The organism is Mycolicibacter minnesotensis (genome assembly GCF_010731755.1).
Taxonomy (GTDB): domain Bacteria; phylum Actinomycetota; class Actinomycetes; order Mycobacteriales; family Mycobacteriaceae; genus Mycobacterium; species Mycobacterium minnesotense.
This window is the reverse complement of the sequence record NZ_AP022589.1, coordinates 485,796-512,349: the sequence shown is the minus strand read 5'-3', so window position 1 is coordinate 512,349 and position 26,554 is coordinate 485,796. Positions and strand designations below refer to the sequence as shown.

Here is a 26,554-nt window from a genome sequence, read left to right as displayed (position 1 = left end):
AGACTGCTCGTCAACGCCCGATCGCACCGTCGCTACAGCTCGCTGCTGCCGGAGAGGGGCAGCCCCCGGGGCCGGACCATGGCGGGGTCCACGATCCCCACGCGGCCGGGGTAGTGCTGGGCGTGCACCAGGTGCGCAGCGGCAAGGTCACGGGCCCGCTGGGCGTCTCCGACGTCGATGGCGTCGATGACCTGACGGTGGTCCTCCAAGACGGCGCGCCGTTCCGGGATGGGCACCGCGGAATGGTCGGTCACCCGGCTCGACCAGCTTTGCTCGTGTGCCGACCACAGGGCCTCGAGTGCGCCGGCCATGACCAGCATGGTCGTGTTGCCGCACTGGGTGACGAGTGCCTCATGATAGCGGCGGCTGGCCGAGGTGACCTTCTGCAGATCGTCGACCGCGGCCACCGATTCCTCATGCAGGCGGCGCAGAATGGGCACCACCGTGCTCTTGCGGTCCGGCCGCTGCGCACACAGGGCGGCACACGCCGGCTCGACCTGCAACAATGCAGTCCCGACGTCGGCGAGGCTGACCCGTTGGGAACCCAGGACCAGGCCCATGGTGTAGGCAACGTTTGCTGGAGTGGGGCGATGGATCACGGCTCCACCGAGTTTTCCACGCCGAACGGTCAGCAGTCCCTCGGCTTCGAGTATCCGCATCGCCTCGCGCAACGACGGCTTGCTGATCGCGAACTCGACCAGGAGTTCGTCCTCCTTGGGGAGAACGTGTTCATCGGGGAGCTCGCCGGCGAGAATGCGCCGGCGCAGCTCGTCGGCGACCTGTTCGGCGAGCCGGCGAAAGCGGACGGTGGGTGCTGCCACGCGTCGAGTCTGCCAGACCGATCGCCGCTGAACCCGTTACGCGAATCAGTCACTTCCAGATGATTCGTGGCATACGATCGCCCTGCGAGAAGGGGACCATGGGGTGCAGCACTGGACCGTCGGCGACGTTGACATCCATGCCGTCCTGCAAGCAGTCATCCCGATCCCACCGGCTCGGCTGTTCGCCGGGGCGCCCCAGTGTTATGCAGAGCTGCCGGACTACTGCGACCGATCAGGCAACATCCTGATGGCGATCCAGTCCTATCTGATCGAGTCCCGGCCGGTCCGCGTGCTGGTCGACACCTGCTTCGCCGAGAGCTTTCTGCGGTCCCGGAACATGCCGGACCGTTTCGACGATTCGTTGGCCGCCACCGGCTTCACGCCCGAGGACGTCAGCGTGGTGGTATGCACGCATCTGCATCGCGATCACGCCGGTCGCAACACCGTTGAGCACGCGGGCGACTGGGTGCCGACGTTTCCCCATGCCGAGTATCTGGTCACCGCGGCTGAGTACGCGCACTGGTCGGAGATCACGGGGGAGGACCGAGCGGCACCGGAATGCGTTGAACCGTTGGCGCGCAACGGCAGGCTCCGATTCGTCGCACCGGATCACCACGTCACCGAGAGCGTCCAGCTGGTCCCCACCGCTGGTCATACACCGGGCCACGTATCGGTGCGCGTCGAGTCCGCCGGTGCCGTTGCCTACATCAGCGGCGACGTGGTGCATCACCCGCTTCAAATCGGCGCGCCCGAGATCAGTGCGCTGCCGGACGCCGACGTGCCGGCCGCTCGCGCAAGTCGGCATGCACTGTTGCGCCGGGTCGCCGACGAGCGGGCACTGCTGCTCGGATCGCACTTCGCCGCCCCGTCGGGCGGTTACGTCAACAGCGCCGGTGCTGGTCTGGCGTGGCAACCACTGGTAGAGCGAGAGGGAGCACGATGACCGAGACGCAGCACCTACTGCCGGAGGGATTCGACTTCACCGATCCCGCACTGATCGGCGAGCGGATCCCGCATGAAGAGTTCGCACTGTTGCGCAAGACCGAGCCGATCTGGTGGAATTCCCAGCCTTTCGGTGCCTCCGGTTACCCCGACGAGGGCTATTGGGTGGTGACGAGGCACGCCGATGTACGGGCGGTGTCGCTGCAGGACGAGGTGTTCTCCTCGCACGAGAACACCTCACTGATTCGGACCAACACGACGGAGAACCAAGAGCTGCACGACGCCAGCCGCGACAACATCATGCTGTTTCTCGACGGGCCTAAACACGCCAAACTGCGGCGGATAGTCTCCCGGGGATTCACACCGCGAGTGGTTGCCGGAATGCGGGATTCACTCGACCGTCAAGCTCGAGAGATCGTCACCAACGCCGCTGCACACAACAGCGGTGACTTCGTGACCGAGGTGGCGTCGCAACTGCCGTTGGCGACGATCTGCGAGCTGATCGGCGTCCCCGCCGACGAGCGTCAACAGGTCTTCGACTGGAGCAATCGCCTGGTGGGCGGCGGCAACGGCGAAGCGGAGGCCGGCGCCGACGGAACGCTGGCCGCGGCCGAACTTCTCGGCTACGCCTATCAGATGGCCGAGGACCGCAAGGCTCACCCGCGTGACGACATCGCGACTGCCCTGGTGACCGCGACCATCGACGGCGAAGAGCTCACCGCAATGGAATTCGGCTACTACGTGATGATGCTGATGGTGGCCGGCAACGAGACCACTCGCAACGCCACCTCACAGGGAATGCTGGCGTTCTTCGACCATCCCGACCAATGGCGGTTGTACGTCGCCGAACGTCCCACGACCATGGCCGAGGAGGTAGTGCGCTGGGCCACCCCGATCATCTCCTTCCAGCGCACTGCGTTACGCGACGTTGAGCTCGGCGGCGTGCAGATCGGCAAGGGGCAACGAGTCGGAATGTTCTACGGTTCGGCCAACTACGACGACGAGGTTTTCGAAGACCCCTTCACGTTCAACATCTTGAGAAGCCCCAATCCGCACTTGGGTTTCGGGGCGCCGGGAGCGCACTACTGCATCGGCGCGAACCTCGCCCGTATGCAGATCAACCTGATCTTCGGTGCGCTGGCCGACATCATTCCCGACATCCACCAGCTTGACCGCGCATCGCGTTCGGTGCTGCCCTGGATCAACGGGATCGATGCCATGCAGGTGGAGTTCGGCAGCGCCGCGACGCCGTAGTCGACGTCGCGGCGGCTCACCGCCAAGCTCCTCGTCACTCGTTGATGATCACCGGGTCGCCGATGTTGACCCGGTCGAAGTACCACTCCGCGTCAGTGGGACTCAGCCCGATGCAGCCGTGGCTGACGTTCTCCATTCCCAACGAGTGCAGCGCCCAGGGTGCGGAGTGCACGTAGAGCCCGCGCCGAGTGATCCGGACCGCTTGCTCGACCTCGAACCGATAGCCGTCGGGGGAGTCGATCGGGATACCGACGCTGCTGGAGTCCATGAGGACCTTGCGGTCCTTGCCTAGCACGGTGTAGTTGCCGGTCGGAGTCTCGTACTCGGCCTTGCCCATGGTCGCGGGCATGACGCCGTCTTCGCCCCAGTGCGGACGGTGGTGCGGCGTGGGCAGCGGTCCGGCTTCCTCACCGTCGACGGTCACAGTGAAAGTGTGCGACGAGATGCTGGCCACACCAACCACTTTGGGGCCCGTGCTGAAGTCGACCGACAGCTTGCCCACCGACAGTGCCACGGTGCTGTGCGACGGCCAGTAGTGGTCGGGAACCCACTGCACTTCGGTGTCGTCGACCCAGTCAAAGGTGCCGGTCATCGGCGGGGTGGACCGCACCGCGATTGCGCGCTCGGCGGCGCTGCGGTCCAACACCGGCGAGGAGAACGTCACCACCACCGGATGCGCCACGCCGACCACGGCGCCCGGCGCCGGCTGAATCGAGGCGATGCCGGCGCCCGGCGGTTGGCTGGCCGCCGCCGAACTCGTTCCGGGCGGCGTCACGAGCGTGGTGACCGCGACCCCGATCACCACCATTGCAGAACGCACCGAAGTCCACATCGTCGGCATACCTTCCCGATCTTCTCACTTGGGTTATTGCCGTTGATGGTAGGGAGATTCGTGCCCGGAACCGTCGCGCACATGCCCACGAGAAGGTCAAGGCTTCATTAAGGTTTGGACACGGGCCGCGGCCTACGGTGTCAGCAGCAGCGTGCCCCGGGGTCGGCGCCGTGCCGCCGCCGCCAATACTCACGCTCGGACAGCACCGGCTCGCCGGGGTGGGCGCGGCGGCGGAACTCCAGATAGCGGCGGTAGTGGTTGTCGCCCAGCAGGGTGGCCCAATACCAGCCGACGTGCCGGAAACCCCGGACTAGACCGTCGACAGGGCGTCCCATTGCGCCTGCACCTTTCGTTCGGCCGGCGTGGGAATCAACCCGGATGGCGCAAAGCGCCGCGATGGCACCGGCGGCGGCTCGGAGATGGAGGGTGCACCCCGTATTGCGCGTAACGACACCAGAATTCCGGCGACGACCACCACCGCCACCACAGCGACGAACACGATCGACAGAGTGCCCTGAATGAAGGTGTTGCGGACGACATCGTGCAGCGCAGCCGGGTTGGTGGCCGAGCCGAATGACGTCTCCCCGGCGCGTTCAGCAGCCCGGTAGGCGAAATGTTGCGTCCAGTAACCCACCCGTGGATCACCGGAGAAGATCTTCTGCCACGACGCCGTCATGGTGACCGTCAGATCCCACAGCAACGGAATGCCAGGAATCAGCGCCCATTTCAGGCCGGCGCCGCCCCGGCCACGCTTGATCACGATCACGGTCACCACAGTCAGCGCGATCGCCGCCAGCAGCTGATTGGCGATGCCGAACAGCGGGAAGAGGGTGTTGATCCCGCCGAGCGGATCGGTGACCCCCATCAGCAGGATCGACCCCCAACCGGCCACCACGGCCATGCTGCACGCCCAGGCGCCGATCCGCCAGCTCGGATTGGCCAACCGCCGCAGCGGTCCGCCCAGGTTGCTCAAGGCATCCGAGAGCATGAACCGGGCGACTCGCGTACCTGCGTCGACAGTGGTCAGGATGAACAGGGCTTCGAACATGATCGCGAAGTGGTACCAGAAGGCCTTGAGGCCCGGCCCGCCGAACACCTGTCCCAGCACGTCGGCCATGCCCAACGCCAGAGTCGGCGCCCCACCGGTGCGCGAGACGATCGACTGTTCGCCGACAGCGGTGGCGGCCTCGCTGATCTGCTCACCGGTCACCGGTGAGCCGCTCAGCCCCAGTCCGTTGACGTAGGCGGCGGCGCTGGAGGCGGTTCCGCCGGTTGATGCGACCGGAGCATTGAGCGTGAAGTACAGGTGCTGGTCCAGAATCGACGCGGTGATCAGTGCCATCACCGCCACGAACGACTCGGTGAGCATGCCGCCGTAGCCGATCAGCCGCATCTGGCTCTCTTTTTCGAGCAGTTTCGGGGTGGTGCCCGAAGCGATCAGCGAATGGAAGCCCGACAGCGCACCGCACGCGATGGTGATGAACAGGAACGGGAACAGTGACCCGGCGAAGACCGGCCCCTCACCGGTGCGGGCGAACTCCGAGACGGCCGGCGCTGCCATCAGGGGCCGCGCGATCAGGATGCCCACGGCCAGCAGCATGATGGTGCCGACTTTCATGAACGTCGACAGGTAGTCACGCGGCGCCAGCAGCAACCACACCGGCAGCACCGACGCGGCGAAGCCGTAACCGATGATGCACCAGGACAACGTCACCGGGGACAGCGTGAACCACGCAGCACCCCAGGATGTTTCGGCGACCCACTTGCCCGATGCGACAGCGCCCAGCAACGCGACGATCCCGATAAGCGATACCTCGGAGACGCGGCCCGGCCGCAGGAACCGCAGGTAAACACCCATGAAGACGGCGATCGGGATGGTCATCGCGATCGAGAACACCCCCCAGGGGCTGACTGCCAGCGCCCGAACCACGATCAGCGCCAGCACCGCGATCAGGATCACCATGATCACCAGCACCCCGACGATCGCTGCCGCGCCGCCCACCGTGCCGAGCTCCTCGCGAGCCATCTGCCCCAGGGAGCGGCCGCGTCGCCGCACCGAACACCACAGCACCAGATAGTCCTGCACGCAGCCGGCGACCACCGCGCCGATCACGATCCAGATGATGCCCGGCAGATAGCCCATCTGCGTGGCAAGCACCGGTCCCACCAGCGGTCCGGCCCCGGCGATCGCCGCGAAGTGGTGGCCGAAGAGCACTCGCCGGTCGGTCGGCAGATAGTCGGTGCCGTCCTCGAAGATCTCCGCAGGAGTGGCGTGCTCGTCGCGGGGGCACACGATCTTGCGTTCGATAAGCCTTGCGTAGAAACGGAATCCGATCAAGTAGGTGCACGCGGCGGCGACCACAAACCACACCGCATTGACCGTCTCGCCGCGGGCGAACGCAATCGATGCCCACGCCACCGCACCCACGACGCCCAACGCGCCGAAAACCAGCTTGTGGCGTGCCGAGATGGGCGAGCGGTCGATCACCGCGACCGCGGGCAAGTCGGGATCGGTATGCAGGTACGTCACCGGACCGTCGTGTCGCTCCACTACCTGCGGCGCCGTCGGTGCGGCCACGGTTGCCTCCTTGGGGCCTTCTGTGATGCCCGAGGGGCAGCGGTTTCCGAGCGGAACGATAACTTGTCCTAGATTCTCAACTAGGAGAATTCGGGCAACGGGCGTCAGGGGCGGGCATGGACATCAACGGCAAGAAAGTCGTCGTTGTCGGCGGCGCCTCGGGAATGGGCCGCGCCAGCGCGGAGCTGTTGGCCGCCGGTGGGGCCGATGTCGCCGTGCTTGACCGACAGGGCTCGGAGGGCAAGCAGGTCGCCGAGGGCGTCGGCGGCGCGTTTCACCCGGTGGACATCACCGACTTCGACGCCACCGAGAAGACCCTCGCTGCTGCGGTCGCCGGCTTGGGGGGCCTGCACGTTATCGTCACCACCGCGGGCGGTGGTATCGCCAAGCGCACCCTGTCCAAGTCCGGCCCGCATGATCTGGAGTCGTTCCGTGCGGTGGTCGACCTGAATCTGATCGCGACCTTCAACATCAACCGGCTCGCGGCGGCGCACATGAGCCACAACGAACCCGAGGATGACGAGCGGGGCGTGATCATCAATACCTCCTCGATCGCCGCTTTCGAGGGCCAGATCGGTCAGGTGGCCTACACCGCCGCCAAAGCGGGAATCGCCGGGATGGCGCTGACCATGGCCCGTGACCTCGGGTCGGTGGGCATCCGGGTGCTGGCGATCGCGCCCAGTCTGTTCGCCACCGGCCTGACCAAGGGCATCCCGGAGGAGTTCGCCAGCGCGCTGACCAAAGACGCGGCATTTCCCAAACGCCTCGGCCGGCCCGAAGAATTCGCCAAACTGGTTGCCGCGGTCGTGGACAACCCGATGCTCAATGGGCAGTGCCTGCGGCTCGACGCCGGGCAGCGGTTCGCCCCCAAGTAAACGACAGTCAGGAGATCCCCCATGGGCATCGCAGTAACCGACGACCACCGCGAACTGGCCGAGGTGGCCCGCGGATTCTTGACCGCGCAGAAGGCCCGCGCCGCAGCGCGTGCGCTGTTGGACGCCGCCGAAGAGGCTCAGCCGCCGTTTTGGGGTGAACTGGCCGCACTGGGCTGGCTGGGCCTGCATATCGGCGAGGAGTTCGGGGGCTCGGGCTTCGGGCTGCCCGAGTTGGTGGTCGTCATCGAGGAGCTGGGGCGGGCGGTGGCTCCGGGACCCTTCGTGCCGACCGTCATCGCCTCGGCGGTGATCGCCGCGGCCGGCACGCCTGCGCAGCAGAGTCGGCTGCTTCCCGGACTGATCGACGGTTCCATCACCGCGGGGATCGGGCTGGGTGGCGACGTGGTCCTCGACGGTGGCGTGGCCTCCGGTGACGCCGGGGTGGTCCTGGGCGCGGGCCTGGCCGACGTGCTGCTGGTGGCCGCGGGCGAGGACGTGTTGGTACTCGAGCGGGACCGCGCCGGGATCAACATCGACGTCCCGGGCAACCTGGACCCGACCCGCAGGTCCGGCCGGGTGACGCTGACCGGTGTCGGGGTCAGCGCCGACGACGTCCTGGCTGGGGCACGCGAGTCGGCTCTGGCACGCGCCCGGGTGCTGCTGGCCGCCGAAGCCGTCGGCGGCGCCGCCGACTGCACTGATTCGGCCGTCGCGTACGCCAAGGTGCGCGAACAGTTCGGTCGGACGATCGCGACGTTCCAGGCCATCAAGCACCACTGCGCCAACATGCTGGTCGGCGCCGAGTCGGCAACAGCGGCGGTGTGGGACGCCGCCCGTGCCGACGGCGAGGACGAGTACGCCTTCCGGCTGGCCGCGGCGGTTGCCGCCACGCTGGCGTTCCCGGCCTACGTGCGCAATGCCGAACTCAACATCCAGGTGCACGGAGGCATCGGCTACACCTGGGAACACGATGCCCACTTGCAGCTACGCCGTGCCCTGACGGTCAAGGCCTTGTTCGGTGGCGACGCACCGGCGCTGGCCGTATTCGAGAGCGCCGCGGCCGGCATCACGCGGGCCAACAGCTTGGACCTGCCTCCCGAGGCCGAGGAGTTGCGCACCCAGATCCAGGCCGATGCGCGCGCGATCGCCGCCTTGAGCGCCGAGGACCAGTTGGACAGGCTCATCACGACCGGCTACGTGATGCCGCACTGGCCCAAGCCATGGGGCCGGGCCGCCGACGCGGTGGAGCAATTGGTGATCGAGCAGGAGTTCACCGCCGCGGGAGTCCAGCGGCCGGACTACTCGATCACCGGCTGGGTGATCCTGACGCTGATCCAGCAGGGCACCGACTGGCAGATCCAGCGATTCGTGGAGAAAGCGCTGCGTCAGGAGGAGATCTGGTGCCAGCTGTTCTCCGAGCCCGACGCCGGCTCGGATGCCGCGGCAGTCAAGACCAAGGCGACTCGGGTCGAGGGTGGCTGGAAGATCAACGGCCAGAAAGTCTGGACCTCCGGTGCGCATCTGTGCCGGCGCGGCCTGGCCACGGTACGTACTGACTTCGACGTCCCCAAGCACGCCGGTATCACCATGGTGATCATCGACATGCAGGCGCCCGGCGTGCAGGTGCGTCCGCTGCGTCAGATCACCGGCGGGTCTGAGTTCAACGAAGTGTTCTTCAACGATGTCTTCGTGCCCGATGAGGACGTCGTCGGCGAGGTCAATGAGGGCTGGAAGGTGGCCCGGGCCACCCTGGGCAATGAGCGGGTCAGCATCGGCGGCGGTGGTTCCTACACCGCCGGCGTGGACCAGAAGCTGATCGCGTTGGCTCAGCAGCATCGGCAGTCGGTGGCCGACGCCGCGGTGCGGGTCGGGCGATTCGTCGCAGACGAGCACGCGTTGAGGCTGCTGAATCTTCGCCGTGTGGCGCGCAGTATCGCCGGCGCCGGCCCCGGACCGGAGGGCAACGTCACCAAGCTCAAGCTCGCCGAGCACATGGGTGACGGCGCGGCCATCGGGGCGGACCTGCTGGGTGCCGACGTCGCGCTGGATGACGGGCCGGGAGCAATGGCGGGGCGGATGGTGATGGGGGCGCGCGGTATCGCGATCGCCGGCGGCACCTCGGAGGTGACCCGCAACCAGATCGCCGAGCGGATTCTGGGAATGCCCCGCGACCCGCTGATCAAGTAGCGTTTCGATCGGTGCGTGCCGCGGGTATCACCCCCGGCAGCGCTGGGTGACACTCTCCGCTCGTGGTGAGGAGGACGCGACATGGCAACCGTTGCCGACCACGTCATTGCCGCCCTCCAACGCAGCGGCGTACGCCGCGTCTTCGGGTTGCCCGGTGACAGTCTCAACGGGTTCACCGATGCGATTCGGCGGGCCGAGAACTTCAGTTGGGAGCAGGTTCGGCACGAGGAGACGGCCGCCTTCGCGGCCGCCGCTGAGGCGGCGCTGCTGGGTGGGCTGGCGGTGTGTGCGGGCAGCTGCGGCCCCGGCAACCTGCACCTGATCAACGGCCTGTTCGACGCGCAGCGCAGCCGGGTTCCCGTACTGGCGATCGCCGCCCACATTCCGCTGGCTGAGGTCGGATCCGACTACTTCCAGGAAACCCACCCGCAGAACCTGTTTCGGGAATGCAGCGTCTACTGCGAATTGGTCAGCACACCGGAGCAGGCGCCGCGCATCCTGGAGTTGGCGATGCGTGCCGCGGTCGAGGAGAACGGCGTCGCCGTGGTGGTGGTGCCGGGAGAGATCTTCAGCCACCGCTTGGACGAGACGGCCTGGGGAACCCGTCCGGTGCTGCGCACCGGGGCGGTGTGCCACCCCGACGAGCGCGGCCTGCGGGCGGCGGCGGCCATGCTCAACGCTGCCGCCAACGTCACGATTCTGGCCGGTGCGGGCACCGCCGGTGCCCATGACCAGGTCGTCGAATTGGCCCGCACCTTGGCGGCACCGATCGTGCACGCCCTGCGCGGCAAGGAATACATCGAATACGACAATCCCTTTGACGTCGGCATGACCGGCTTGCTCGGCTTCGCCTCCGGCTACAAGGCGATCAGGGAAGCCGACGTGCTGCTGATGCTGGGTACCGACTTTCCCTATCAACAGTTCTATCCCGACCGCGCGCAGATCATCCAAGTCGACATCCGGGGGCGAAACCTGGGGCGACGTACCCCGATCGATCTCGGGCTGCTCGGTACGGTGGCCGACACCGTGGCCGAGCTGCAGCCGATGCTGGCGCTCAAGAACGACCGCACCCACCTGGAAAAGTCGCTCAAGCACTACCGCAAGAGCCGCAAGCGCCTGGACGCGCTGGCGTCCAATGATCGCGACCGCACGCCGATCCGTCCGGAATATGTTGCTGCGGTGGTTGATCGATTAGCGGCACGCGACGCGGTGTTCACCGTCGACGTCGGTTCTCCGGTGGTCTGGGCGGCGCGCTACCTGACGATGAACGGCCATCGGCGGCTGATCGGATCGTTCAACCACGGCACCATGGCCTGCGCACTGCCGCATGCGATCGGCGCACAGTCCGCCGACCGGGGGAGGCAGGTCGTGGCGCTGGCCGGCGACGGCGGGCTGGCGATGCTGTTCGGAGAGTTGCTCACGCTGACGCAGAATCGCCTGCCGGTCAAGGTCATTGTGTTCAACAATTCATCGCTGAACTTCGTCGAACTGGAGATGAAGGCGGCCGGGATCGTCAACTTCGGAACTGAGCTGGACAATCCGGACTTCGGCGCCGTGGCAAGGGCACTGGGGATGTTCGGATGTCGGGTGGAACAGCCGGGCGACCTGGAGGGGGCATTGGCGGAGGCGTTCGCCTACGACGGCCCGGCCGTCGTCGATGTCGTCACCGCCCGTCAGGAACTGTCGATCCCACCGGCGATCACCGCCGAACAGGCCAAGGGATTCTCGCTTTATGCGATCCGCACCATCCTGGCCGGCCGCGGCGACGAGCTGCTTGACCTGGTGTCGACCAATGTTGCTCGCCGCATCTTGAATTGATATCGATACCGATGCCGGTTGATAAATGCCTTGCGGCCCCACCGGCACGCCACTAGCCTCGGAGACATCATGCGTTATCTCGATGTAGTAGCCAGCACCCACAGCGGGGTCTGATCCAGACCGGCCCCCCGCTGTGGGTCGGAAGCTATTACCCGTCGGTCGCTCGACTCGAGCAGAAAAGACCGCACCATGACAACAAAGACATCTTTCGCCGACCAATTCGACACCCGACTCCCGCGTGAACTGCGCGGCCCGGCCGCCCGTCTCACCCGAGAAGGGTTCGTGGCCACCTACGGGCGCTGCGCTGGGCCGCTGCGGCTGGGCCGGTGGCGATGCCTGGACGCCGACCGACCCGCGGCGCGGCTGGGGCTCCAGGGGCGGACTTACCAGGCGACGATCGCCATCGGGGACCGGGCTGGCACCTGTACTGCGGCGGCGCACGGCCCGTTGGCCGCGCTCACGGAGATGCTCTACGAGCGGGGAATCACGCTGGAAATACTTGGATTCCATCAGCTCGACTGTGGCACCGAGACGGCTACGTTTATCCACGGCTCCAACGGCCGTGAGACGGCGTGGGCGGTGGGCTTTGCTGCCGAGGCGGCAAGCTCCACCGTGGACGCGGTTGTCACGTGCGTCAACCGGCTACTGACTTCGGGGTCGGCGGCGCCTGCTCGACGCGTGAACAGCAGCGGCTGAAACTAGATCCGGCGCAAGACGATCGGCATGCCGTCCGCCGGAACGGGCATGCCCCCGTAATCCCAGCGTGTCTGATAGCCCGGGCGCGGCAGCTCCAGCCGGTACCGCTGGAGCAGCCGGTGCAGGATCGCCTTGACCTCGAGGCGTCCGAATGTCATGCCGATGCACTTATGTGCGCCGCCGCCGAACGGATTGAACGCATAGCGATGCCGCTTGTGCTCATTGCGCGGTTCGGTGAACCGTTCCGGGTCGAATTTCATGGGATCCGTCCACAATTCGGGAAGACGGTGGTTCACCCCGGGGTAGGCGATGACATTGGTGCCCTGCGGGATGTAGTGGCCCAGTAGCTCGGTGTCGCGGACAGTCTGACGCATCGCCCACTGCACCGGTGTCACCAGGCGGATCGACTCGTCCATCACCAGGTCGAGTGATTCCAGCTTCTCCAGGGCTTCGATGTCGAGCGGCCCGTCACCCAGGCGATCCGATTCGTCACGGCAACGTTGCTGCCACTCCGGATTGCCCGCGAGGTTGTAGGCCATGGAGGTGGCCGTCGACGTCGACGTGTCGTGGGCCGCCATCATCAGAAAGATCATGTGGTTGACGATGTCGGTGTCGGAGAAGCTGTTGCCGTCCTCGTCCTCGGCGTGGCACAGCGCGGTGAGGAGGTCGTTGCCCTGGCTCTCGCGGTGCTCCCGGACCCGGGCGGTGAAGTAGGCCTCCAGCAGTTCACGCGCCTTGAGGCCACGCCACCAGGTGAAAGGCGGCACGCTGGTGCGGATCACCGCGTTGCCGGCCCGGGTGGTGGTGGTGAACGCCTTATTGACCTTGGTCACCAGCTCATGGTCGGTGCCGGGTTCGTGGCCCATGAACACCAGCGCCGCGATGTCGAGGGTGAGTTCCTTCATCGCGGGGTAGAGCAGGAAGCGCGGGTCATCGGTGACCCAGTCGTCGGCGATCGTCCGGGAGGCGACCAGGTCGATCTGCTCGACGTAGCCGACAAGACGGGGCCGTACGAACGCCTCCTGCATGATCCGGCGATGGAACATGTGTTCCTCGAAATCCAGCAGCATCAGACCCCGGTTGAAGAACGGCCCGATCACCGGGACCCAGCCCTGCTGCGAGTAGTCCTTATTGCGATTGGAGTAGATGACCTGCGTCGCATCGGGACCCAGCGCTGCGACGGCGGGTAAGACGGGCGAATCGCCGAACACCAGCGGCCCCTGTGTCTGATACAGGTGCAGCAGGTAGTCCGGGCCGCCGCGCAGCATCTCGATCATGTGGCCCAGGACCGGTAGGCCGGCGTCGCCGAGTACCGGTTTGAGGCCGCTGCCCGGAGGTGGCTCAGCGAGTCTCTTCTCGGGGAACTCCTTGTTCAGCAATCGCTTTTCCAGAGCCCCCAAACCCGGAAAGTTGTTGAACGACGGGGTGAACCGGCGCTTGGCCTGATCCATCAGGTACCGCGGCGTGTTGATCGTCGTCACGACGCTCCTTCGACGGCGCCCGACGGGCTGTGGCGCCCGTCACTTGATCGTCCATCCTTGGATCAAACTTGACGACTGTCAAGGTTGGGTCCAGGGCGGCGTGGCGCACGGCTTCGCCACCGCGCGAGCAGACGCGGAATCGCACGCCGAAGTGGCAATCTGTGCGATTCCGCGGCTGCCCGGGGCACTTCCCGCTAGCGGTGGATTGCTCAGCGAGCGAACTTCAGAGCCGGCGCAAGGTGATCGGCATGCCATCCATCGGAATGGGCATGCCGCCGTAGTCCCAGCGCGGCTGGTAGCCGGGGTGCGCCAGCTCGATCCGGTACTGGCGCAGCAACCGGTGTAGCACCGTCTTGATCTCGAGGCGGCCGAACACCATCCCGATGCACTTGTGCGCGCCGCCGCCGAAGGGCGCCCACGCGTAACGGTGCTGCTTGTGCTCCGACCGCGGCTCCAGGAATCGCTCCGGGTCGAACTGCCGCGGGTTGGTGTAGAGCTCGGGAAGCCAATGGTTCATTCCCGGCCAGGTGACGATGTTGGTGCCGGCCGGCACGAAGTGACCCAACAGGTCGGTGTCGCGCACCGCCTGCCGCATATTGAACGGCAGTGGGGTCACCAGCCGCAGCGACTCGTCCATGACCAGGTCGAGGGTCTCCAGCTTTTCCAGTGACTCGATGTCCAGGGGGCTGTCGCCGAGACGTTGCGACTCGTCGCGGGCGCGATCCTGCCAATCCTGGTGCGCGGCCAGGTGGTAGATCATCGTGGTCACCGTCGAGGTGGTGGTGTCGTGGGCGGCCATCATCAAGAAGATCATGTGGTTGACGATGTCGGCGTCGGAGAAGCTGTTGCCGTCCTCGTCGGAGGTGTGACAGAGCACGGTGAGCATGTCGGTTCCCTCGACCTTGCGGCGCTCCTTGACCCGCTCGGTGAAGTAGTCCTCGAGCAGTTTGCGGCCCTGCAGACCCTGCCACCACTTGAACGGCGGCACGCCGGTGCGGATGATGGCGCCGCCGGCACGGGTGGTCTGCTCGAAGGCGCGGTTGACCTTGGTGACCAGCTGGTGGTCACTGCCGGGCTCGTGGCCCATGAACACCACCGAGGCGACGTCGAGGGTCAGCTCCTTCATAGCCGGGTACACCAGGAATCGGCCGTCGTCGGTGGGCCAGTCGGCCACGATCGCCGTGGCCACCCGGTCGATGTCCTCGACGTAGCTGGCCAGCCGGGGCCGGGTGAAGGCGGACTGCATGATGCGCCGGTGGGCCATGTGCTCGTCGAACTCCAGCATCATCAGGCCGCGGTTGAAGAACGGCCCGATCACCGGGAGCCAGCCCTTCTGCGAGAAGTCCTTGTTCTTATTGACGAAGATCGTCTGGGTGGCCTCGGGGCCGAGCGCGACGATCGACGGCAGGATCGGCGAGTCGGCAAAGGTGATCGGTCCCCGGGTGTTGTACAGGTGCAGCGGGAAATCCGGACCCAGGCGGAACATCTCGACGATGTGGCCCAGCAGCGGCAGGCCGGAGTCGCCCATGATGGGTTTGAGGTCGCTGCCCGCGGGCGGCTCTGCCAGAGTGTGCTGCGGCCAGTCGACGTTCATCAGCCGCTTTTCGATCAAACCCATGCCCGGGATGGTGTTCATGGTGGGAGTGAACCGACGTTTGGCCTGGTCCAGCAGGTAACGTGGGGTGCTGATGGTGGTCACGAACGCTCCTTAGCGGCCCGGACAGGTTGTGGTAACCGTCACTTGGGCACTAATACTTGGATCAAATTTGACGCCTGTCAAGTTTGAATACGGCTCGGCGTGGTGCAAGGTGCAAAGGTGAATACCGAGAACGGCGCGGCCGGGCGGTCTCCCGACGATCTGCCCATGCGACGGGGCGACAAGCAACGTCAGGCGATCGTGCAGGCGGTGCGCGAGCTGCTGCAGGAAAAGCCCTTCGCCGAACTGTCGGTCAGCACCATCAGCGACCGGGCAGGCGTGGCGCGGTCCGGGTTCTATTTCTACTTCGACTCCAAATACGCCGTGCTGGCGCACATCCTGGCAGAGGCGACGCATGAGCTCGAAGAACTGACGCACTACTTCGCGCCGCGGAGTGCCGACGAATCGCCTGCGGAGTTCGCACAACGCATGGTGGGCAGTGCAGCCGCGGTCTATGCCCACAACGACCCGGTGATGTCGGCCTGCAACCTTGCCCGCAACAGCGATGCCGAGATCCGGGAGTTGCTCGACGCCCAGATCGACGCGGTGATCGAGCAGATCGTCGCCGTGGTCAAAGAGGAGATCGCCGCGGGTACCGCGCATCCCATCAACGACGACCTCCCGGCGCTGGTGCGCACCCTGGGGGCCACCACCGCCTACATGCTGTCCGGCGACAGCGCCTTCGTGGGCCCCGACGGCGATGTGGGCCGCGGCGTGGGGGTGCTCGAGGCGCTGTGGCGTAATGCGCTGTGGGGCGGCCGTAGGGGCTAGCGCCATGGGCGGCCCAGCGGGGGATTGAATGATCGGTGCGCGGTACCGCCGGTATCGTCTGCATCCATGACACGCGTAGCGCAGTACTACCGGGGCAAGCGGTGTTTCATCACCGGAGCGGCGAGCGGGATCGGGCGGGCCACCGCGCTGCGCCTGGCTGAGCATGGCGCCGAGCTGTACCTGACCGATCGCAATGCTGAGGGTTTGGCGCAGACCGTCGCCGATGCACGCGCTCTGGGCGCGTTGGTACCCGAGCACCGGGTGGTCGATATCGCCGACTACGACGACGTCGCCGCCTTCGCCGCCGACATTCATGCCCGGCATGAGCCGATGGACGTCGTGATGAACATTGCCGGGGTGTCGGCGTGGGGCACCGTAGATCGGTTGAGTCACGAGCAGTGGCGAAAAATGGTCGACATCAACCTGATGGGCCCCATCCACGTCATCGAGTCCTTCCTGCCGCAGATGGTGGCCGCCGGCCGCGGCGGAAACCTGGTCAACGTCTCCTCGGCGGCCGGGATCGTCGCATTGCCCTGGCACGCCGCCTATTCCGCCAGCAAGTTCGGCCTGCGTGGCGTGTCGGAGGTGCTGAGGTTCGACCTGGCGCGCCACCGCATCGGCGTCTCGGTGGTGGTACCCGGCGCGGTCAAGACCGGGCTGGTCCACACGGTCGAGATCGCCGGCGTGGACCGCGAGGATCCGCAGGTGGAGAAATGGGTGGGGCGTTTCGCCGGCCATGCGGTGTCGTCGGAGAAGGCGGCGGACAAGATCCTGGCGGGGGTGGCGCGCAACCGCTACCTGGTCTATACCTCCGGCGACATCAGGGCGCTGTATGCGTTCAAGCGGCTGGCATGGCTGCCCTACAGTGTGGCGATGCGTCAGGCCAACGTGCTGTTCAGCCGCGCTTTGCGGCCTTCGCGGGAATCGTTGCGCAGCTCCTGAACCGTCCTGCGGCTCAGCGCCTGCCCCAGTCCCAGGGCGGGGTGGTCAGCAGGCCCAGTCCGGCGACCCGGGTCTCGCCGAAGTCTTTGTAGACCTCGATTTCTGCGGTGTCGTGACGGTCGGCCTCGGCGATCGGTACGGCGGCGAGCAGTTCCGGCATGGTGCGCGCGTGGGTGACCACCACGATCTGCGTTCGGGTGGCAGCGGCACGGATGAGCCCGGCCAGGGGCGACACCAGGTCGGGATGCAGCGACGTCTCCGGCTCGTTGAGCACCATCAGCGACGGCGGCTGCGGGCTCAGCAGGGCGGCGGCCCACTGCAGGAAGCGCAGGGTGCCATCGGACAGTTCGGCGGCCCGCAAGGGCCGCAGCATGCCTCGCTGGCGCAGCTGCAGGTCGAACATGCCGTCGTGGGAGCTGATCGACAGCGTCGCCCCGTCGAACGCACCTGCGATCGCACGGTCCAGCTCCTCGTCACCTGACTCGATGATGGTCTGCACGGTTGCGGCCAGGTCGGCGCCATCACCGGCCAGGACCGGCGTACGAGTGCCGACCTGGGGCCGTCGCACCGGTGCGCCGGCGTCCACTCGGAAGCCGTCGTAAAAGCGCCAGTCCCGCAGCCGGTCGCGTACCGCGGCGAGCTCTGGGTGCGCGCCGGGGTGGGCGAATTCGGCGAGCACGCTGCGATAGGTCGGCAGTGTCCGCGACAGTTCCTCGACACCGGAGTCCGTGCTGGACTGCGCGAAAGCCCGGGTGCGGCTCACCAAGGTGGCACCGCGCCGCGGTACCGGGCCGGCGAACACGATCTCGCGTTTGATCTCCGGATCGTGGGCGAACGCCGACGACTGCGCAGGATCCTGCGGCAGACCCAAATCGACCAGGTAGCCGAAGTCGTCGGAGGCGAAACCCATCTCCAGCGAGACCACTCGGGTGCGCACGCTGCCCTGGGCCGCGCCGCTGCGACGCGCTTCGCCGAGCTGCTCGGGGCCGGCCCACAGCACCGACTCCAGGCCACCTTCGCGGGCCAGTGATCCGATCACCTCGCCGCGGCCGCAGTCGGCGAGCAGGCGCAGCGACCGGTACAGCGAGGTCTTGCCGGTGCCATTGGCACCCGTGACGACGGTGAGTCGACGCAGTGGGAGCACCACGTCGCGCAGTGAGCGGTACCCGCGAACCGCCAGAGTCGACAGCATGCCCGGCAGGTTAGCGGGTGCCTCCGACGTGCTGGGCGTCGTGCGCTGTCTGCGGCCTCAGTGCCAGCACAGCGGCGGCGGGCCACGATGGCGGGCATGCTGTGTCGACAGGCGATGAACCGGGAGGCCGGGTGAGAGGCAACACGCACCGGACGCGGGCCGTCATCAAGCGGGCTCGCTCGCTGTACAGCGGTGTTCGGACTCGATCGGCGCTGGCCGCCGCGGTGGTGATGACGCTCTGCCTTGCGATCGCGGGCGGGCTGCTCCTGTTGGTGTTGTACCGGTCGCTGGAATCGACCGCCGAGACCGCGGCGGGACTTCGTGCCGAACACATCGCGGCCCAGCTGCGATCGGGCGATTTCGATGACATGGAGTCGGCGTTACTGGCCACCGATGGGCACATCGCCGTGGTGCAGGTTGTCGGGGCGTCGGGCGTGATCCGGGCCGCCTCCAACGGTGCGCCCCGATCGCCACTGGCGGCGGTAACCCTTGCCGACGGGCAAGCGCGGTATGTGGGCCGGGTCGAATCCGCCACCGGCGAGGAGTACTGGGTATCGGCGCGTGGTGCCGGCGCCGAGGAAGGTCCGGTCACCGTTCTGGTGGGGGTGGACCGCGAACCGGTCGAGGAGATCGTGACCGTGGTGGGTGTGCTGCTGGGCGTCGGCGCGCCGATTCTGATCGTGTTGGTGGCGGCGGCAACGTTTCGCCTGGTCGGTGCCGCACTGCGGCCGGTGGAGGCGATCCGTACCCGGGTGGCGTCGATCTCGAGTGCTGACCTGACCGAGCGGGTGCCCGTTCCCCGAACCCATGACGAGATCGCCGAGCTCGCGACGACGATGAACGCCATGCTGTCTCGCCTGGAGCACGGCAGGGCAGCTCAGCTGCGTCTGGTCAGCGACGTGTCGCACGAACTGCGCAGCCCGCTGGCCACGATCACCACCGCACTGGAATTGGCCAGTGCCCGGCCCGAACTGATGGACCGGGCCCTGATCGACGAATCGCTGCTCCCGGAATCACAGCGGATGAGTCAACTTCTCCAAGATCTGCTGCTGCTGGCTCGCTCCGACGAAGGGGCGCTGGGACTGCGCGGGGAGGACGTCGATGTCGACGACCTGCTGGAGGCCGAGGCGAATCGACTCGCCGGCGGTGGGTCGGTCAGCGTCGTGACCGATATCGCGGCCTGCCGAGTCACCGGCGATCGCGCTGCGCTGACTCGGGTGATTCGCAACCTGGTCGACAACGCGGCACGGTATGCCCGCAGCACGGTGACGCTGAGCTGTAGTCCGGCCTCGGACGGCGTCGTGATCACGATCGCCGACGACGGTCCTGGGATCCCGGTGGGTGACCGGAGCCGGATCTTCGAGCGATTCGTCAGGCTCGACGCGGCCCGTGCCCGGGCGTCGGGCGGAACCGGGCTCGGCCTGGCGATCGTCGCGGAGGTGGTGCGCGCCCACCGGGGAACCGTGACCGTGGACGATGCCGCCGGTGGTGGGGCGGTATTCACCGTTGCGCTGCCGCGGTCAGGCCGCCCGGATCAAGAATCCAGGTCGGAGCGCAGGCGGTAGCCTGCGCCGCGCACCGTCTCGATAGTGGCGAGTCCGAACGGCACGTCGACCTTGCGGCGCAGATACCCAACGTAGACCTCGACGACGTTCTCATCGCCGGTGTAGTTCGAATCCCACACCGACCGCAAGATCTCGGGTTTGGTGACGACATCACCGGGGTGCCGCATCAAGAACTGCAGCAGCCCGAACTCGCGCGGCGTCAACTCGAGCACCGTGTCGCCGCGGGTCACCCGGCGGCGAGCCGGATCGAGCGACAGGGTGCCCACAGTGAGCACGGTCGGACGCGCCGGGGCGCCGCGCCGCAGCAGCGCGCGCAGTCGCGCCACCAGGACGACGAACGAGAACGGCTTGGTCAGGTAGTCGTCGGCGCCGATGTCGAAGGCATCGGCCATGTCGTACTCGCCGTCCTTGGCTGACAGCATGAGTACCGGCGTCCACACCTGCTGCGCCCGCAGCTCGCGGACCACCTGGTAGCCGCTGAGGCTGGGCAACATGATGTCCAACACCACTACGTCATAGTCGCCGGTGATGGCGGCGGCCAGCCCGTCTGCGCCGTCGTGCTCGACGTCGACGACAAAGCCCTCGGCGACCAGTCCGCGACGTACGGTCTGCGCCAGCCGAGCCTCGTCTTCGACCAGCAGTATCCGCACTACACCAGTACAGCAGAGCTCGACCACCGGGCTAGCTGCCTTCTCAGCGGTCCCACAGCGCCTGGCGGACAAGCTGGCGCCATGACCGGAGTTGCTACTAATCCAGACACCTTGATCGCCACGTTCGGGCTGTTGGGCGTGCTGGCAGTGGTGTTCGTCGAGACCGGGCTTCTGGTGGGCTTCTTCCTGCCCGGCGACTCGCTGCTGTTCACCGCGGGTGTGCTGGCCGCTCAAGTTCACCCGGCGGTTCCGGTGTGGCTGCTGGTGTTGACCGTGCCGATCGCCGCGATCGTCGGCGACCAGTGCGGCTATCTGCTCGGGGCCACGGCGGGGCTGGCGGTACTGGAGACGCGGGCGGCCCGACGGCTCGGCCGCCACCAGGTCGAGCGGGCCCAGCGCTACTTCGCCACCCACGGCAAGGCCACGGTCTTTCTAGCCCGATTTGTGGCGGTGGCTCGGACCCTGACACCGGTGCTGGCCGGGGCGTCCGGAATGCGCCACCGAACCTTCACCGCCTACAGCATCGCCGGGTCGATGGCCTGGGGTGCAGGCGTTCCTTTGCTGGGGTATCTGCTGGGTGGCATCGGAGTCGTCCGGGCTCACCTCGACCTGGTTCTGCTGGCGGTCATCGCAGTCTCGCTGGTCCCGGTGTTGCTGAGCATCGTGGGCGGCCGCCTTCAGCGGAACAACAGGCGTCCGGCTCCAGCCGATGAGGCGAATCGGTCGGAGTCGGTACCTGCCGTGATGCACTGAGCCGGGGTCCGGAAAGCTTTGCTGACCGGCCGTCGGCGGTCGACTGCCGCGGCCACTTGTCGGTGTCGAGTGGTAGACCTGCGGTTATGACGAGTCAGTTGCCGGATTGTGAGATGCGACACGCCGATGCGGATGCGTTCGCAGGCTTACGACCAGCGAATTTCAACAATGTCGTTCAGAACATCTAGTATTGGTTCCGAGGGATGACCACTAGGTGTAGTGTTCGGGGGACCGACAGGCCCGGGATCTTCCAGTTGTTCGGGCCGCGGCAAACCGGCACCTATTTGGTGCTCTGCCACGGCGCGTGAGCTGGAAAGACTGAAGTTCTGGCGGCCCGCTGAACGTAGTGCCCCACCCGTCATCCGTTCGATGTCGACGATTCGCTGAGGAGCCTGCCGCCATGAGCATCACTGTCTACACCAAGCCCGCATGCGTGCAGTGCAACGCCACCTACAAGGCGCTGGACAAAGAGGGCATCGCTTACGAGAAGGTCGACATCTCGTTGGACCCTGAAGCCCGCGACTACGTGATGGCTCTGGGTTACCTGCAGGCGCCTGTCGTGGTCGCCGGCAACGAGCACTGGTCGGGTTTCCGGCCGGACCGCATCAAGGCACTGGCGCAGGTCGCGCTCAGCGCGTAGCCGGGCGCACGGGTCGGGTACGGGTGGAGTCTGACTGAGAGCTGAAGGGGGTCGCCGTGTCTGCGGATTCTGGATGCAGCCTGGTGTACTTCTCCTCGGTGTCAGAAAACACCCACCGCTTCGTGCAGAAGCTGGATCTGCCGGCCATCCGGATTCCGTTGCACGGGCGCATCGAGGTCGATCACCCCTACGTGCTCGTATTGCCGACCTACGGCGGGGGACGTCAGCTGCCGGATGTCCATGAAGGCGGCTACGTACCCAAGCAGGTCATCGCCTTTTTGAACAACGAACACAATCGGCGGCTGTTGCGCGGCGTGATCGCTGCCGGCAACACCAACTTCGGCGCGGAGTTTTGCTACGCCGGCAATGTGGTGGCCCGCAAGTGCGGGGTGCCCTACCTGTATCGATTCGAATTAATGGGAACCGACGAGGACGTGCAAGCCGTCCGCGCGGGATTATCCGATTTCTGGAAGGACGAGGCATGTCACCTACCGCTGCAACTGCAGAGCAGGTAACCGCAACCCCCCGCAGTATGCCGGTGGGTGAACTCGACTTCCACGCGCTTAACGCGATGCTCAATCTGTATGACGCCGACGGCAATATCCAGTTCGACATGGATGTGCTGGCCGCCCGTCAGTACTTCTTGGAGCACGTCAACCAGAACACGGTGTTCTTCCACAATCAGGACGAGAAGCTCGACTACCTGATTCAAAAGGAGTACTACGAGCGCGAAGTCCTCGACCAGTACTCGCGGAACTTTGTGAAGTCGCTGCTGGATCGGGCCTACGCCAAGAAGTTTCGGTTTCCGACCTTCTTGGGGGCGTTCAAGTACTACACCTCCTACACCCTCAAGACCTTCGACGGTAAGCGCTACCTGGAGCGGTTCGAGGACCGCGTCTGCATGGTTGCGCTGACCCTGGCCGCCGGGGACACCAAGCTGGCCGAACAGCTGGTCGACGAGATCATCGACGGCCGGTTCCAGCCAGCCACCCCGACCTTCCTGAACTCCGGCAAGAAGCAACGCGGCGAAGCCGTCAGCTGCTTCCTGTTGCGTATCGAGGACAACATGGAGTCCATCGGGCGCTCGATCAACTCCGCCCTGCAGCTCTCCAAGCGCGGCGGGGGAGTGGCGTTGCTGCTGACCAACATTCGCGAGCACGGCGCCCCGATCAAGAACATCGAGAACCAGTCTTCCGGGGTCATCCCGATCATGAAGCTGCTGGAGGACTCGTTCTCCTACGCCAACCAGCTGGGGGCACGCCAGGGCGCCGGCGCGGTGTACCTGCATGCGCACCACCCCGACATCTACCGCTTCTTGGACACCAAGCGGGAGAACGCCGACGAGAAGATCCGGATCAAGACACTGAGCCTGGGCGTGGTGATCCCCGACATCACCTTCGAACTGGCCAAGAAGAACGAGGACATGTACCTGTTCTCGCCTTACGACGTCGAGAAGGTCTACGGGGTTCCGTTCGCCGACATCTCCGTCAGCGAGAAGTACTACGAGATGGTGGATAACGCGGCGATCCGCAAGACCAAGATCAAGGCGCGGGAGTTCTTCCAGACCCTGGCCGAGCTCCAGTTCGAATCCGGCTACCCGTACGTCATGTTCGAAGACACGGTGAACCGGGCCAACCCGATTGCCGGCAAGATCACCCACTCCAACCTGTGCTCGGAGATCCTGCAGGTTTCGACCCCGTCGGAGTTCAACGACGACCTGTCCTATTCCAAGGTGGGCAAGGACATCTCCTGCAACCTCGGCTCGCTCAACATCGCCAAGGCGATGGATTCGCCCGACTTCGGTCAGACCATTGAGGTCGCCATCCGGGCGCTGACCGCGGTATCGGATCAGACGCACATCTGGTCGGTTCCCTCGATCGAACAGGGCAACAACGAGTCGCACGCCATCGGTCTGGGGCAGATGAATCTGCACGGCTACCTGGCCCGGGAGCGCGTCTTCTACGGTTCCGAAGAGGGCATCGACTTCACCAACATCTACTTCTACACCGTGCTCTACCACGCACTGCGGGCCTCCAACCGTCTTGCCTTGGAGCGGGGTAAGTCGTTCGCGGGCTTTGAGCAGTCCAAGTACGCCAGCGGAGAGTTCTTCGACAAGTACACCGAGCAGGTGTGGGAGCCCAAGACCGCACGGGTGGCTGAGCTTTTCGCCGACGCGGGCATCCGGATCCCGGGCCAGGACGACTGGCGCCGGCTCAAGGAGTCGGTGATGACCCACGGGATCTACAACCAGAACCTGCAGGCCGTGCCGCCCACCGGATCGATCTCCTACATCAACCACTCGACGTCGTCGATCCACCCGATCGTGGCGCGGGTCGAGATCCGCAAAGAAGGCAAGATCGGGCGCGTCTACTACCCGGCGCCCTACATGAACAACGACAACCTGGAGTACTACCAGGACGCCTACGAGATCGGCTACGAGAAGATCATCGACACCTACGCCGCGGCCACCCAGCATGTGGATCAGGGGCTGAGTCTGACGCTGTTCTTCAAGGACACCGCGACCACTCGCGACGTGAACAGGGCGCAGATCTACGCGTGGCGCAAGGGCATCAAGACGCTGTACTACATCCGCCTGCGGCAGATGGCGCTGGAAGGCACCGAGGTCGAGGGCTGCGTGTCCTGCATGCTGTAGGACATTTCCAGACAGTTGCAGGCCAGGGGAAATCCCCTGGCCTGCTTCTTTGTTGAGGGCCTCACCTTGCCGGTGTGGATAAGGTGAGCGGTGTGACCCGCATCAGGCCATTCCTCATGTTCCAAGGCGGCACCGCTGCCGCCGCGATCGAGCTGTACCTGGCCGCGATCCCGGGCGCATCGGTGGTCTCGTCGGTCCCTCACCCCGAACCTGCGTCCGGCATCATGCTGGCCGAGCTCGACCTGGCCGGGCTGCGTGTGCTGGTCAGCGACAGTGCAGTCGACCACGGCTTTGACTTCACGCCGTCGAGCTCACTGTTCATCGACGTCGCCGACCGCGCGGAGTTGGAGCGGCTGGTGGCCGCTCTGGGGGAGGGCGGAGCCACCTTGATGCCGCTCGGCGAATACGGTTTCTCCACCGCATTCGCCTGGGTCAACGATCGGTTCGGAGTGTCCTGGCAGCTCAACCTGCCCTGAGTCGGGCAGCTCTTCGTCAGGCCGGCCAACGCGGCCGGTGCAGGCTAGGGCGCAGGTGCCGGTTTGGCGGCCGGCGGATGTTCCATGCCCGCAGGGCACGGTTCGCCGGCAGCGGTGTAAAACGGCTGACCGGAGGGGGTGTAGCAGGGCGGCAGGCCGGCGCTCTGCTGCGCGGCGATGTCCTCACGCGTGGCGTGCGGCGCGTCGATAGCGCCGCCGACGGCGCCGGCGGTGGCGCCGATGACAGCGTCATTCACCAGCGCACCCAAGAGGCCAGGGCCGCAGGGCCCGGGCACGAAGACGGGGCCCAGAATCCCGGGGCAGATCTCCGCATGTGCGATCGGCGTCACCGCGGCGGGCGCGATCGCCAGGGCGGCGACCACCGTGGCAACCAGAGTCAGACGATGTGTGACGCGGCGCTTGCCGTGCATGTCATCCCTTCCTGGTAAGCAACTGGTCGGTCCCGACGTTACCCGAAACAAGATCAGTGCGCCCGGTGTCGGGAAGGTCGTTGATCGTCAATCCGACTTCTGGATCATCGAATTGGCAACGTAGACAGCCGATTTCCAGTGCCCGCTGCGGGTTGGTACGCGAATCAGCTCTCGCGGGCCTGGTCGGCATGCAGCGCTTTGATGCGCCGCTGCTCACGCAGGACTTCCTGGTAGCTCTCGCGTTCGGCGATCAGCCACGCCGGCTTGTCGGCCAAGAGCTGATCGATCTGCTCTGTCGTCATCGCCTTGTCGACGTCGCCTCGAGTAAGACCGGAGATCGAGATACCGAGCTTGGCCGCCACCAGGTTTTTGGGGTGCGGTCCGTTCTTGCGCAGGTCCTTAAGCCACTGGGGCGGGTCTTCCTGCAGTGCGGCGAGCTCGGCTCGGGTGATCGCGTTCTCCTGGAACTGCGGAGGAGTCGCGGGCAGATACACGTCCAGTTTCTTGGCCGCCGTCGCGGGTTTCATGGACTGTGCGTTCGGCCTGCTCATGGCACCAGCCTATCGGTAGCCTGATGCGGTGAATCCGCCTTCCCTCACCCTTGGCTATGTCCCCGGTGCGACACCGGCGAAGTGGGCCCGGGTCTGGGCGGAGCGGCATCCGGACGTGCCGTTGGGGCTGCACACCGTCGACGCCGCAGACGCGGCTGACGCAGTACGGGCGGGCACCGTCGATGTCGCGTTGCTGCGGCCACCGCCGGACGTATCCGGGCTGTCGGTGATTCCGCTGTATGAGGAGACGACGGTGGCCGTGGTACCCAAGGACCACGTCTTTAGCGCAGTCGATGAGATCGCCATCGCCGACCTCGAGGAAGAGCCGGTCCTGCTCCCACTCGACGACGTTGTCGCCTGGGGGGACGCGCCCGGAGCCCGCGTCGAATACCGCCCCGAAAACACCGCGGAGGCAATAGAGCTCGTCGCCGCCGGAATGGGTGCACTCATCGTTCCGCAGTCGCTGGCGCGGCTGCACCACCGCAAGGACCTCACCTACCGCCCGATCACCACGGCGCCCCCCTGCCCGGTGGCGCTGGCCTTCGCCGCGGGAACCCAGTCGCCGCTGGTCGAAGAGTTCGTCGGCATTGTGCGCGGCCGCAAGGCAGGGTCGTCACGCGGCCAGACGCAGCCGGCGCCCAAGCGCAGCGCGCGAGAGAAGACCCTCGCCAAACAAGCCGCCCGCGCCGCGGCAGGCAAGGTGGCCCGCAAGCCGGGCGGAGCAGGGCGCGGGCGGCGCTGAGGCAGACC

At 66.2% G+C, this 26,554-nt stretch carries 25 protein-coding genes; 15 read left to right on the top strand and 10 right to left on the bottom strand.

What is annotated here, in order from left to right; translation table 11 throughout:
* Positions 1–32 precede the first annotated feature (32 nt).
* Complete coding sequence (locus G6N09_RS02575; protein WP_083024474.1) at positions 33–821, bottom strand: FadR/GntR family transcriptional regulator; 789 nt, start codon at positions 819–821, stop codon at positions 33–35.
* A 103-nt stretch (positions 822–924) separates the two neighbouring features.
* Here G6N09_RS02575 and G6N09_RS02570 point away from each other — a divergent pair, with 103 nt between their 5' ends.
* Complete coding sequence (locus G6N09_RS02570) at positions 925–1,764, top strand: MBL fold metallo-hydrolase (RefSeq protein WP_083024472.1); 840 nt, start codon at positions 925–927, stop codon at positions 1,762–1,764.
* Positions 1,761–3,017 carry a cytochrome P450 gene (locus tag G6N09_RS02565; protein WP_083024470.1) on the top strand — a complete coding sequence of 419 codons (1,257 nt, stop codon included), beginning with the start codon at positions 1,761–1,763 and terminating at the stop codon, positions 3,015–3,017. Before G6N09_RS02570 ends, G6N09_RS02565 begins: the two co-directional genes overlap by 4 nt.
* Positions 3,018–3,051: 34 nt before the next feature.
* Here the strand turns inward: G6N09_RS02565 and G6N09_RS02560 are convergent, their stop codons facing one another.
* From G6N09_RS02560 to G6N09_RS02550, 3 genes are all read right to left on the bottom strand, one after another.
* Positions 3,052–3,849, bottom strand: coding sequence for a L,D-transpeptidase (locus G6N09_RS02560; RefSeq protein WP_109558883.1), 798 nt, complete (start codon positions 3,847–3,849; stop codon positions 3,052–3,054).
* Between the two features lie 140 nt (positions 3,850–3,989).
* Complete coding sequence (locus G6N09_RS02555; RefSeq protein ID WP_083024466.1) at positions 3,990–4,184, bottom strand: YbdD/YjiX family protein; 195 nt, start codon at positions 4,182–4,184, stop codon at positions 3,990–3,992.
* A complete protein-coding gene (locus tag G6N09_RS02550) occupies positions 4,160–6,427 on the bottom strand; it encodes a carbon starvation CstA family protein (protein ID WP_083024464.1) in 2,268 nt (755 codons plus the stop codon). The genes G6N09_RS02555 and G6N09_RS02550 overlap by 25 nt, the downstream gene beginning before the upstream one ends.
* A gap of 116 nt (positions 6,428–6,543) precedes the next feature.
* Here G6N09_RS02550 and G6N09_RS02545 point away from each other — a divergent pair, with 116 nt between their 5' ends.
* From G6N09_RS02545 to G6N09_RS02530, 4 genes are all read left to right on the top strand, one after another.
* Positions 6,544–7,302 (top strand): SDR family NAD(P)-dependent oxidoreductase, encoded by a 759-nt coding sequence (locus G6N09_RS02545; RefSeq protein ID WP_083024461.1) that lies wholly within the window; start codon positions 6,544–6,546, stop codon positions 7,300–7,302.
* Positions 7,303–7,323: 21 nt separating this feature from the next.
* On the top strand, positions 7,324–9,489 hold the full coding sequence (locus tag G6N09_RS02540; RefSeq protein ID WP_083024459.1) for an acyl-CoA dehydrogenase family protein: 2,166 nt from the start codon (positions 7,324–7,326) through the stop codon (positions 9,487–9,489).
* An 81-nt stretch (positions 9,490–9,570) separates the two neighbouring features.
* Positions 9,571–11,307, top strand: coding sequence for a ubiquinone-dependent pyruvate dehydrogenase (gene poxB / locus G6N09_RS02535; RefSeq protein ID WP_083024458.1), 1,737 nt, complete (start codon positions 9,571–9,573; stop codon positions 11,305–11,307).
* A gap of 189 nt (positions 11,308–11,496) precedes the next feature.
* Positions 11,497–12,003, top strand: a complete 507-nt coding sequence (locus G6N09_RS02530) for a 2-isopropylmalate synthase (protein ID WP_083024455.1) — start codon at positions 11,497–11,499, stop codon at positions 12,001–12,003.
* A 2-nt stretch (positions 12,004–12,005) separates the two neighbouring features.
* Here the strand turns inward: G6N09_RS02530 and G6N09_RS02525 are convergent, their stop codons facing one another.
* On the bottom strand, positions 12,006–13,484 hold the full coding sequence (locus G6N09_RS02525; protein WP_083024453.1) for a cytochrome P450: 1,479 nt from the start codon (positions 13,482–13,484) through the stop codon (positions 12,006–12,008).
* A 223-nt stretch (positions 13,485–13,707) separates the two neighbouring features.
* Positions 13,708–15,183: a cytochrome P450 gene (locus tag G6N09_RS02520; protein ID WP_234806957.1), complete on the bottom strand. Its 1,476-nt coding sequence runs from the start codon at positions 15,181–15,183 to the stop codon at positions 13,708–13,710.
* Positions 15,184–15,348: 165 nt separating this feature from the next.
* Between G6N09_RS02520 and G6N09_RS02515 the strand changes: the two genes are divergently transcribed.
* Both G6N09_RS02515 and G6N09_RS02510 read left to right on the top strand, forming a co-directional pair.
* A complete protein-coding gene (locus G6N09_RS02515) occupies positions 15,349–15,951 on the top strand; it encodes a TetR/AcrR family transcriptional regulator (RefSeq protein WP_083024594.1) in 603 nt (200 codons plus the stop codon).
* Positions 15,952–16,017: 66 nt separating this feature from the next.
* Complete coding sequence (locus G6N09_RS02510) at positions 16,018–16,893, top strand: SDR family oxidoreductase (protein WP_083024451.1); 876 nt, start codon at positions 16,018–16,020, stop codon at positions 16,891–16,893.
* A 13-nt stretch (positions 16,894–16,906) separates the two neighbouring features.
* Here G6N09_RS02510 and G6N09_RS02505 read toward each other — a convergent pair whose 3' ends face one another.
* Positions 16,907–18,085, bottom strand: a complete 1,179-nt coding sequence (locus G6N09_RS02505) for an AAA family ATPase (protein WP_083024448.1) — start codon at positions 18,083–18,085, stop codon at positions 16,907–16,909.
* 230 nt (positions 18,086–18,315) lie between these two features.
* On the opposite strand from G6N09_RS02505, the gene G6N09_RS02500 reads away from it, so the two are divergent.
* Positions 18,316–19,650, top strand: a complete 1,335-nt coding sequence (locus tag G6N09_RS02500) for a sensor histidine kinase (RefSeq protein ID WP_083024592.1) — start codon at positions 18,316–18,318, stop codon at positions 19,648–19,650.
* On the opposite strand, the gene G6N09_RS02495 is transcribed toward G6N09_RS02500, so the two are convergent.
* On the bottom strand, positions 19,620–20,300 hold the full coding sequence (locus G6N09_RS02495; protein ID WP_083024446.1) for a response regulator transcription factor: 681 nt from the start codon (positions 20,298–20,300) through the stop codon (positions 19,620–19,622). The two genes, G6N09_RS02500 and G6N09_RS02495, sit on opposite strands and share 31 nt — an antisense overlap.
* Positions 20,301–20,381: 81 nt before the next feature.
* Between G6N09_RS02495 and G6N09_RS02490 the strand changes: the two genes are divergently transcribed.
* The 5 genes from G6N09_RS02490 to G6N09_RS02470 all read left to right on the top strand — a co-directional run bounded on the left by G6N09_RS02490 (position 20,382) and on the right by G6N09_RS02470 (position 24,822).
* Positions 20,382–21,053 (top strand): DedA family protein, encoded by a 672-nt coding sequence (locus G6N09_RS02490; protein ID WP_083024444.1) that lies wholly within the window; start codon positions 20,382–20,384, stop codon positions 21,051–21,053.
* Positions 21,054–21,453: 400 nt separating this feature from the next.
* On the top strand, positions 21,454–21,693 hold the full coding sequence (locus tag G6N09_RS02485; RefSeq protein ID WP_083024441.1) for a redoxin NrdH: 240 nt from the start codon (positions 21,454–21,456) through the stop codon (positions 21,691–21,693).
* A gap of 56 nt (positions 21,694–21,749) precedes the next feature.
* Positions 21,750–22,208 (top strand): class Ib ribonucleoside-diphosphate reductase assembly flavoprotein NrdI, encoded by a 459-nt coding sequence (gene nrdI, locus G6N09_RS02480; protein ID WP_083024439.1) that lies wholly within the window; start codon positions 21,750–21,752, stop codon positions 22,206–22,208.
* The gene (gene nrdE, locus G6N09_RS02475) at positions 22,175–24,346 is read left to right on the top strand and encodes a class 1b ribonucleoside-diphosphate reductase subunit alpha (protein ID WP_083024436.1); all 2,172 of its coding nucleotides are present in this window, start codon (positions 22,175–22,177) and stop codon (positions 24,344–24,346) included. Before nrdI ends, nrdE begins: the two co-directional genes overlap by 34 nt.
* Before the next feature lie 92 nt (positions 24,347–24,438).
* A complete protein-coding gene (locus G6N09_RS02470) occupies positions 24,439–24,822 on the top strand; it encodes a VOC family protein (RefSeq protein WP_083024590.1) in 384 nt (127 codons plus the stop codon).
* Positions 24,823–24,866: 44 nt separating this feature from the next.
* On the opposite strand, the gene G6N09_RS02465 is transcribed toward G6N09_RS02470, so the two are convergent.
* On the bottom strand, positions 24,867–25,253 hold the full coding sequence (locus tag G6N09_RS02465) for a hypothetical protein (RefSeq protein ID WP_083024434.1): 387 nt from the start codon (positions 25,251–25,253) through the stop codon (positions 24,867–24,869).
* Between the two features lie 164 nt (positions 25,254–25,417).
* Entirely contained in the window at positions 25,418–25,804 is a 387-nt protein-coding gene (locus G6N09_RS02460) for a DUF5997 family protein (RefSeq protein ID WP_083024431.1), read from the bottom strand.
* Between the two features lie 28 nt (positions 25,805–25,832).
* On the opposite strand from G6N09_RS02460, the gene G6N09_RS02455 reads away from it, so the two are divergent.
* Positions 25,833–26,546, top strand: coding sequence for a LysR family substrate-binding domain-containing protein (locus G6N09_RS02455; RefSeq protein ID WP_083024429.1), 714 nt, complete (start codon positions 25,833–25,835; stop codon positions 26,544–26,546).
* Positions 26,547–26,554 lie beyond the last annotated feature (8 nt).

Excerpts from the sequence above, each read along its gene's own strand:
- G6N09_RS02565 (WP_083024470.1), top strand. The coding sequence starts at position 1,761 with ATGACCGAGACGCAGCACCTACTGCCGGAGGGATTCGACTTCACCGAT.
- G6N09_RS02560 (WP_109558883.1), bottom strand. The coding sequence starts at position 3,849 with ATGTGGACTTCGGTGCGTTCTGCAATGGTGGTGATCGGGGTCGCGGTC.
- G6N09_RS02555 (WP_083024466.1), bottom strand. The coding sequence starts at position 4,184 with ATGGGACGCCCTGTCGACGGTCTAGTCCGGGGTTTCCGGCACGTCGGC.
- G6N09_RS02545 (WP_083024461.1), top strand. The coding sequence starts at position 6,544 with ATGGACATCAACGGCAAGAAAGTCGTCGTTGTCGGCGGCGCCTCGGGA.
- G6N09_RS02540 (WP_083024459.1), top strand. The coding sequence starts at position 7,324 with ATGGGCATCGCAGTAACCGACGACCACCGCGAACTGGCCGAGGTGGCC.
- poxB (WP_083024458.1), top strand. The coding sequence starts at position 9,571 with ATGGCAACCGTTGCCGACCACGTCATTGCCGCCCTCCAACGCAGCGGC.
- G6N09_RS02530 (WP_083024455.1), top strand. The coding sequence starts at position 11,497 with ATGACAACAAAGACATCTTTCGCCGACCAATTCGACACCCGACTCCCG.
- G6N09_RS02515 (WP_083024594.1), top strand. The coding sequence starts at position 15,349 with ATGCGACGGGGCGACAAGCAACGTCAGGCGATCGTGCAGGCGGTGCGC.
- G6N09_RS02510 (WP_083024451.1), top strand. The coding sequence starts at position 16,018 with ATGACACGCGTAGCGCAGTACTACCGGGGCAAGCGGTGTTTCATCACC.
- G6N09_RS02505 (WP_083024448.1), bottom strand. The coding sequence starts at position 18,085 with ATGCTGTCGACTCTGGCGGTTCGCGGGTACCGCTCACTGCGCGACGTG.
- G6N09_RS02500 (WP_083024592.1), top strand. The coding sequence starts at position 18,316 with ATGACGCTCTGCCTTGCGATCGCGGGCGGGCTGCTCCTGTTGGTGTTG.
- G6N09_RS02490 (WP_083024444.1), top strand. The coding sequence starts at position 20,382 with ATGACCGGAGTTGCTACTAATCCAGACACCTTGATCGCCACGTTCGGG.
- G6N09_RS02485 (WP_083024441.1), top strand. The coding sequence starts at position 21,454 with ATGAGCATCACTGTCTACACCAAGCCCGCATGCGTGCAGTGCAACGCC.
- nrdE (WP_083024436.1), top strand. The coding sequence starts at position 22,175 with ATGTCACCTACCGCTGCAACTGCAGAGCAGGTAACCGCAACCCCCCGC.
- G6N09_RS02465 (WP_083024434.1), bottom strand. The coding sequence starts at position 25,253 with ATGCACGGCAAGCGCCGCGTCACACATCGTCTGACTCTGGTTGCCACG.
- G6N09_RS02460 (WP_083024431.1), bottom strand. The coding sequence starts at position 25,804 with ATGAGCAGGCCGAACGCACAGTCCATGAAACCCGCGACGGCGGCCAAG.